Here is a 7,406-nt window from a genome sequence, read left to right as displayed (position 1 = left end):
CCACCTTTGCGGGGCAGAACTTCGGCGCCCAGCTGTACGACCGGGTACGCCGCAGCGTTCGGGTCTGTCTGGCTATGGCGGCAGGAATTACGCTGTGCATCAGTGTGGTGTTCTACTTCGCTGCGGAACCGCTGTTCCGTCTTTTCAGTCAGGACCCCGAGGTGATCGCGGTGGGCGTGGAGATGATGCACGTGCTGGTCCCGGCCTATCTGACCTATGTCTGCATCGAAATCCTCTCCGGCGCGCTGCGTGGCTGTGGTGATGTGCGGGTGCCTACCTTGATCACTGTGTTCGGTGTCTGTGGGCTGCGCATCCTGTGGCTGCTGGTAGCGGTGCCGGTCTGGCACTCGGTTGCCACGGTAGAGCTGAGCTATCCCATCACATGGACCTTGGCTTCGCTGCTGTTTGTGGTTTATTACAAAAAAGGCGGATGGCTGCGTCGCTGTATTGCAGCGCGTCATGGCACTTGAACCGCCGATACGAAAAGAAAAAGACCGACGCGGTGCGTCGGTCTTTTTTGTTGGTACTTACAGTTTGAAGCTGTCCTTCAGCGTTACAATGCGGTTGTATACGCCGGGGTTCTTGCTGTCCGGGGTGAAGTAACCAGTGCGCACAAACTGGAAGCGCTCGCCGGGGTTGGCGTCGCGCAGGCTTTCTTCCAGCTTGGCGTGGCGGACAACCGTTACACTCTCGGGGTTCAGGTAATCCTTGAAGTCGGCGTCATCGGGAATGCTGTTCATGTTCGCCTCAGTGAACAGTTTGTCATACAGGCTAACCTCTGCCTCCACGCAGTGTGCACAGCTTACCCAGTGGATGGTGCCGCGAACCTTGCGGCCATCGGCGGGGTTGCCGTTCTTGGTTTCCAGATCTGCCTGCGCATGAATGGCTACGATGTTGCCGTCGGCGTCTTTGTCCACGCCGGTGCAGCGCACCAGATAGGCGCCCATCAGGCGAACTTCGCTGCCCAGCGTCAGCCGCTTGAACTTGGGCGGCGGTACTTCAAAGAAGTCGCTGCGGTCGATCCAAACTTCCTTTGTAAAGGCCACCTTGCGGGTGGAGGAATCGTTGGCATCGCGGTTCGGGTTGTTGGGCAGGTCGAAGGTCTCGCAGCCGTCGTCGGGGTAGTTGTCGATGATGAGCTTGACGGGATCCAACACGGCAACACGGCGCTGGGCGTTCAGCTCCAGCTCGGCGCGCAGTACCGCCTCCAGTTGGCGCATGTCCACCAGACTGTCGGCTTTGGAGATACCGGCTTCCTTGACGAAGGTGAAGATGCTGGTGGGGGTGTAGCCGCGGCGGCGCAGACCGCTCAGCGTGGGCATACGGGGATCATCCCAGCCATCCACGATGTTCTTTTCCACCAACTCGCGCAGATAACGCTTGCTCATTACGGTGTTGGTCACGTTCAGGCGTGCAAACTCCCGCTGTTTCGGGAACTCGGTGCCGAAGAGGTTGTTCACCACCCACTCGTAAAGGGGACGATGGTTTTCAAACTCCAAGCTGCACAAGCTGAAGGTGATTCCTTCGATGGCGTCCTGAATGGGATGGGCGAAATCGTAGAGCGGATAGATGCACCACTTGTCGCCCTGACGGTGATGGGACACATGCTTGATGCGATAGATGGCGGGGTCCCGCATATTCATGTTGGGGCTGGCCAAATCGATTTTGGCACGCAGGGTCTTTTCTCCGTCGGCAAACTCACCGGCGCGCATACGGCGGAACAGGTCCAGATTCTCCTCCGGCGTGCGGTCACGGTACGGGCTGGGACGGCTGGGCTTGCCGGCATCGTTGCCGCGGTACTCCTGCATTTCCTCTCGGGTCAGGTCATCCACATAGGCCTTGCCCTCTCGGATCAGTTGTTCGGCATATTCGTAGCAGCGCTCAAAGTAATCGCTGCCGTAAAAGATGCCGCCGTTGGGGTCGGCACCCAGCCAGTGCAGATCCTGCAGAATGCTCTGTACGTATTCATCGCCTTCCCGGGCGGGGTTGGTATCATCAAACCGCAGGTTGAATTTGCCGCCATAATGCTTGGCGATGGTATAGTTGATGAAAATTGCCTTGGCCGAACCGATGTGCAGGTATCCGTTGGGCTCCGGCGGAAAACGGGTATGCACGGTGTCGACCTTGCCCTCGGCAAGGTCGGCGTCGATGATATCCGTCAAAAAGTTGGAAAATTTTTCTTCTGCCATAAATTGCACCCCAAATTTTTAGTGTCCTTTTATTGTACACTACTTCGTATAAAATGGCAAGGGGCGCCCCGGGAAAAACAAGGCTTTACAAAGTGGTTACAAAGGCGTACAATATGGACAGAAATTGGCGGAATGCATAAGAAATTTTATGGCATTCGTCAATAAATGTATGCTTGAAGGAGAAAACGATTATGGTAAACCGTATTGTTCTGAACACCATTTCCTACCACGGCCATGGTGCCATCGAAAACATTGTGCCCGAGCTGACCAGTCGCGGTTACAAAAAGGCTTTCGTCTGCTCTGACCCGGACCTGATCAAGTTCGGCGTCACCAAGAAGGTCACCGATCTGTTGGACGCGGCAGGCTTTGCCTATTCTGTGTACAGCGACATCAAGCCCAATCCCACCAGAATGTGCAGGACGGCGTGGCAGCTTTCCAAGCGGCCGGTGCCGACAGCATCGTAACCATCGGCGGCGGATCCTCTATGGACACAGCCAAAGCCATTGGTATCATCATCAATAACCCCGAGTTCGCCGATGTGCGCAGTCTGGAGGGTGTGGCTCCCACCAAGAAGCATGCGGTGTTCACCATCGCGGTGCCCACCACGGCCGGCACCGCTGCCGAAGTCACCATCAACTACGTCATCACCGATGTGGAGAAGCGCCGCAAGTTTGTCTGCGTGGATACCAACGACATTCCCGAAGTGGCCGTTGTGGATCCCGATATGATGGCTTCTATGCCCAAAGGCTTGACCGCGGCAACCGGTATGGATGCTCTGACCCACGCCATTGAAGGCTATATCACCAAGGGGGCCTGCACCATCTCCGATATGTTCCATCTGGAGGCTATCCGCCTGATCAGCGAGAATCTGCGCGGTGCGGTCCAGAACACCCCCGAAGGCCGCGAGGGCATGGCTTTGGGCCAGTACATCGCCGGCATGGGCTTCTCCAACGTAGGCTTGGGCATCGTACACAGCATGGCCCACGGACTGTCTGCCCTGTATGATACGCCCCACGGTGTTGCCTGCGCCATCATTCTGCCCACCGGATTGGAGTACAACAAGGAAGTGGCTGGCGCACGTTACCGTGCTGTGGGCAAAGCCATGGGTGTGGAAGGCATCGATGCGATGACGGACGCTGAGGCCGCCGATGCGACCATCGCCGCCGTGAAGCAGCTCTCTGCCGATGTGGGCATTCCCGCCGACTTGAAGGGAATCCTGAAAGAGGAGGACGTGCAGTTCTTGGCAGAGTCCGCCTTTGCCGATGCCTGCTGCCCGAGCAATCCCCGCGACACCAGTGTGGAAGAAATCAAGGAGCTGTACCGCAGCCTGCTGTAAGCCCTGTATACTGCAATAAAACGGGAGGACCGTCTAGACGGTCCTCCCGTTTTTTCTGTTTATGCAAACTCAAGAATCGGAGTCCAGTTTCAGCACGGCGGTGAAGGCCTCGCTGGGCAAGGTCACGCTGCCCAACTGACGCATCTTCTTTTTGCCTTCCTTCTGTTTCTCCAACAGCTTCTTTTTGCGGGTGATGTCACCGCCGTAGCACTTGGCCAACACGTCTTTGCGCATGGCTTTTACCGTTTCTCGGGCGATGATCTTGCCGCCCACTGCGGCCTGAATAGGAATTTCAAACAGTGCGCGGGGAATGTTTTCCTTGAGCTTTTCGCAGATGCGGCGGCCCTTGGCGTACGCATTATCGGCAAACACAATCATCGACAATGCATCGACCGGGTCCCCATTGAGCAGGAAGTCCAGCCGGACCAGCTTGCTCTCGTGCCAGCCTTCCCATTCGTAGTCGTAGCTGGCATAACCGCGGCTGCGGGACTTGATGGCGTCAAAGAAGTCGTAGACGATCTCACCCAACGGCAGTTGGTAGTGCAGGTCCACGCGGGTTTCGTCCAGATACTTCATATCCACCAGCACACCCCGCTTGGCCTGACACAGATCCATCAGGGGGCCTACGTAGTCGTTGGGGGTGTAGATGTGAGCGTTGACAAAGGGCTCTTCCTGTTTGACGATGCGGGTGGGGTCAGGGTAGGCTGCCGGGTTGTCGATGATCTCCACCGTGCCGTCGGTCAGCGTCAGGCGATATTGAACGCCGGGGGTGGTGGTGATCAGGTTCAGATCAAACTCCCGCTCCAAACGCTCGGTGATGATCTCCATATGCAGCAGACCCAAGAAGCCGCAGCGGAACCCGAAGCCCAGCGCAGCACTGGTTTCCGGCTCAAAGCTCAAAGAGGCATCGTTGAGCTGCAGCTTTTCCAGCGCATCCTTCAAATCGGGGTAGTCGGCACCATCGGCGGGGTAGATGCCGCAGAATACCATGGGGGTCACCGTGCGGAAACCGGGCAGCGGTTCCGCGGTGGGGTTGGCCGCAGACGTTACGGTGTCGCCCACACGGGTATCCCGTACGGTTTTAATGCTGGCGGTCAGATACCCGACTTCGCCGGCTTCCAGTTTGTCACAGGGGGTCAGGCTGGTGGCGCCCATATGACCCACCTCTACCAGTTGGAACTCGGCGCCGGTGCTCATCAGACGAATGGTGTCGCCGGGCTTGACCGTTCCCTCAAAGATGCGCACATAGACAATGACGCCCTTGTAGCTGTCATAGATAGAGTCAAAGATCAACGCCTTCAAGGGTTTGTCCGGATCTCCGGAAGGTGCGGGAATATCCTTGACTACGGATTCCAATACATCCTTGACACCGACGCCCAACTTGGCCGAAACCCGGGGCGCTTCCATGCAGGGCAGACCGATTACATCTTCTACCTCTTTGGCCACCGTGTCAGGGTCGGCGCTGGGCAGGTCGATTTTGTTCAGGATCGGTACAACCTCCAGATTGTGGTCCAGCGCCAGATAGCAGTTGGCCAGTGTCTGGGCCTCCACACCCTGACTGGCGTCTACCACCAGTACAGCACCTTCGCAGGCGGCCAAACTGCGGCTGACTTCATACTGAAAGTCCACGTGGCCCGGGGTGTCGATGAGGTTGAGTTCATAGGTTTTCCCGTCGTCGGCTTTGTAGCGCATGGTCACGGCGCGGGCCTTGATGGTGATGCCGCGCTCTTTTTCGATGTCCATGTCGTCCAGCATCTGATCGGTCATGGTGCGTTTGTCCACGCTGTCGGTCAATTCCAGCATACGGTCCGACAAGGTGGACTTGCCGTGGTCAATGTGGGCGATGATACAAAAGTTGCGGATCGTATCGCGAGCCATCAATGTTCCTCCAAATCGTTCCAAATCTTGCAAATTTTACCGTTTTCCAGATACACCCGGGGCACCCGGCGGGCGATGCCGCAGACTACCTCGTATGCAATGGTATCCGTCTTTTGGGCGATGGTATCGGCGGTGTCGGGGGCGCCGGGGCCAAATACCGTGACCTCGTCGCCCATCTGTACACCGGGGATGTTGGTCACATCCAACAGGGTTTGGTCCATGCAAACCCGCCCCAGCACGGGGGCCGGCCGGCCGTTGACCATCATCAAACCCTGCCCCTGCGTGCCGGACAGCATTCGCGGGTATCCATCGGCATACCCTACGCAGACCGTGGCTACCCGCATGGGGGCTTGGGCCGTAAAGGTACGGCCGTAACTTACGCTTTGGCCGGGCAGCAGGTCTTTGACAAAGGTGACGATGCATTTCAGCGTCATCACCGGCTGTAAAACAGGGAAGTGCAGTTCATCGCTGGGATCCAACCCATACAGAATAATGCCTGCCCGGGTCATGTCATTGCGCCATTCCGGGTGCCGCAGTTGGGCTGCCGAGTTGGCACAGTGTACGGTGCCGGTGGCATAGCCATCAGCCTGCAGCTGATCCACCACCTTGCGGAATAGTCCATACTGACCATCGGTGTAGACCATTGCGTCGGGAGCCACGCTGTCCGCAACCGCAAAATGCTGGAAAATGCCACAGATCTCCAGCCCGGGAAGTGCGTACAACGCCTCCAGCTCCTGCACCACGCCTTGCCAGTCCTTTTGGGCGGCAAAGCCGATACGCCCCATGCCGGTGTCAATTTTTAAATGCACTTTTACCTGCACACCGGCAGCCATGGCAGCAGCCGAGAGCGCTTTGGCATATTCGCTGGAGAAGCAGGCGGTGGTAATCTCTTCCTGCGCCAGTACGGCTGCCTCCGCTGGGTCAGCGTAACCAAGAATCAGTACCGGGACTGTGATGCCATGGCGGCGCAGCCGTTTGCCCTCCGCCAGACAGCTTACGGCGAATGCTGCAGCTCCTTGTTCCTGTAAAACACGGGCTACCACGATGTCGCCGTGACCATAGGCATCCGCCTTGACGACAGCACAAATCGGCCCGTGGACCGTGCGTTGGATAAAAGAAAAATTATGGCGCAGGGCATCCAAATCAATCTCTGCCCAGCAGTGTTTTTCCAATCGGGGATCGTTCATTGAGCCCACTCCTTTTTCCGGCCAGTGTGCAGCGGCCGCCATCCGTCAATGCCGCTTTCCTGCAAGGCGTGCAGCGTCTTTTGGCGGAATGCCGGATCTTTGCGGCTGAATTCACGGACGAACTGTTTGGTTTCTTCCCGGGTGGTGACCCCGTCGGCGGGGCAGCGGCTTTTGATCACCGGCAGCCCGGCCCGTTTCACGGCAGAAGTGACCTCACTCTCGGTAGCCAGCAACAGCGGACGAATCATCGTTAGATTTCGGCGGGACAGATACGTCACGGGGGAAAAGCACCCGATGCGGCCTTCCCGCCAGAGGTTCATATAAAAAGTTTCGACAGCGTCATCCAAATGATGCCCCAGCGCTACCTTGTTGCAGCCCAGTTGTTGGGCGGCGGTGTGCAAGGTGCCGCGGCGCAGTTTGGCGCAGAGCGCACAGGGATTGGACTCCTTGCGGTAGTCAAAAACCACGGGACCGATGTCGGTCCGCCGGATTTCATAGGGAATGTTTTCCGAGGCAAACAGCTCTGCCAAAGGGGTGTAATCGGTCTCGATGCCGCCAAAACAGGGATCTAACGTGACGGCCTGTACCTCAAACGGCACCCCCAAATAGGCCCGCAGACGCCCCAAGGCAATGGTAAGCACCACGCTGTCCTTGCCGCCCGAAACGCCGATCAACACCCGGTCGCCGGGGGCGATCATCTCGTAATCCTGCACGGCTTTGCGTACAAGGCCGGTAATGTGCTGCATAGCGTCCATGACCGCCCCTCCTTGTATTATAGAGTAGTAGTTATTAGAGCCCCTCTCCAAGGGCTGTGCT

5 protein-coding genes and 1 pseudogene are annotated in these 7,406 nt (G+C 57.5%); 2 read left to right on the top strand and 4 right to left on the bottom strand.

The window, feature by feature from the left end; genetic code table 11:
- A partial coding sequence (locus Q0526_RS11505; protein ID WP_298733727.1) for an MATE family efflux transporter occupies window positions 1–470 on the top strand: 470 nt, incomplete at its 5' end.
- A gap of 57 nt (window positions 471–527) precedes the next feature.
- On the opposite strand, the gene Q0526_RS11500 is transcribed toward Q0526_RS11505, so the two are convergent.
- Window positions 528–2,189, bottom strand: a complete 1,662-nt coding sequence (locus tag Q0526_RS11500; protein WP_298733725.1) for a glutamine--tRNA ligase/YqeY domain fusion protein — start codon at window positions 2,187–2,189, stop codon at window positions 528–530.
- Window positions 2,190–2,380: 191 nt separating this feature from the next.
- On the opposite strand from Q0526_RS11500, the pseudogene fucO reads away from it, so the two are divergent.
- A pseudogene (fucO, locus tag Q0526_RS11495) lies at window positions 2,381–3,525 on the top strand (lactaldehyde reductase).
- A gap of 69 nt (window positions 3,526–3,594) precedes the next feature.
- On the opposite strand, the gene lepA reads toward fucO, so the two are convergent.
- From lepA to Q0526_RS11480, 3 genes are read right to left on the bottom strand one after another with little or no spacing between them, the layout of a single operon-like run.
- Window positions 3,595–5,403 (bottom strand): translation elongation factor 4, encoded by a 1,809-nt coding sequence (gene lepA, locus Q0526_RS11490; RefSeq protein WP_298733723.1) that lies wholly within the window; start codon window positions 5,401–5,403, stop codon window positions 3,595–3,597.
- Window positions 5,403–6,590, bottom strand: a complete 1,188-nt coding sequence (alr, locus tag Q0526_RS11485; RefSeq protein ID WP_298733719.1) for an alanine racemase — start codon at window positions 6,588–6,590, stop codon at window positions 5,403–5,405. Before alr ends, lepA begins: the two co-directional genes overlap by 1 nt.
- The gene (locus Q0526_RS11480; RefSeq protein WP_298733716.1) at window positions 6,587–7,345 is read right to left on the bottom strand and encodes a tRNA 2-thiocytidine biosynthesis TtcA family protein; all 759 of its coding nucleotides are present in this window, start codon (window positions 7,343–7,345) and stop codon (window positions 6,587–6,589) included. Before Q0526_RS11480 ends, alr begins: the two co-directional genes overlap by 4 nt.
- Window positions 7,346–7,406 lie beyond the last annotated feature (61 nt).

It is taken from the genome of uncultured Subdoligranulum sp., from assembly GCF_937890665.1.
This window is presented reverse-complemented; position numbering and strand designations above follow the sequence as displayed.

Excerpts from the sequence above, each read along its gene's own strand:
- Q0526_RS11500 (WP_298733725.1), bottom strand. The coding sequence starts at position 2,189 with ATGGCAGAAGAAAAATTTTCCAACTTTTTGACGGATATCATCGACGCC.
- Q0526_RS11480 (WP_298733716.1), bottom strand. The coding sequence starts at position 7,345 with ATGGACGCTATGCAGCACATTACCGGCCTTGTACGCAAAGCCGTGCAG.
- lepA (WP_298733723.1), bottom strand. The coding sequence starts at position 5,403 with ATGGCTCGCGATACGATCCGCAACTTTTGTATCATCGCCCACATTGAC.
- alr (WP_298733719.1), bottom strand. The coding sequence starts at position 6,590 with ATGAACGATCCCCGATTGGAAAAACACTGCTGGGCAGAGATTGATTTG.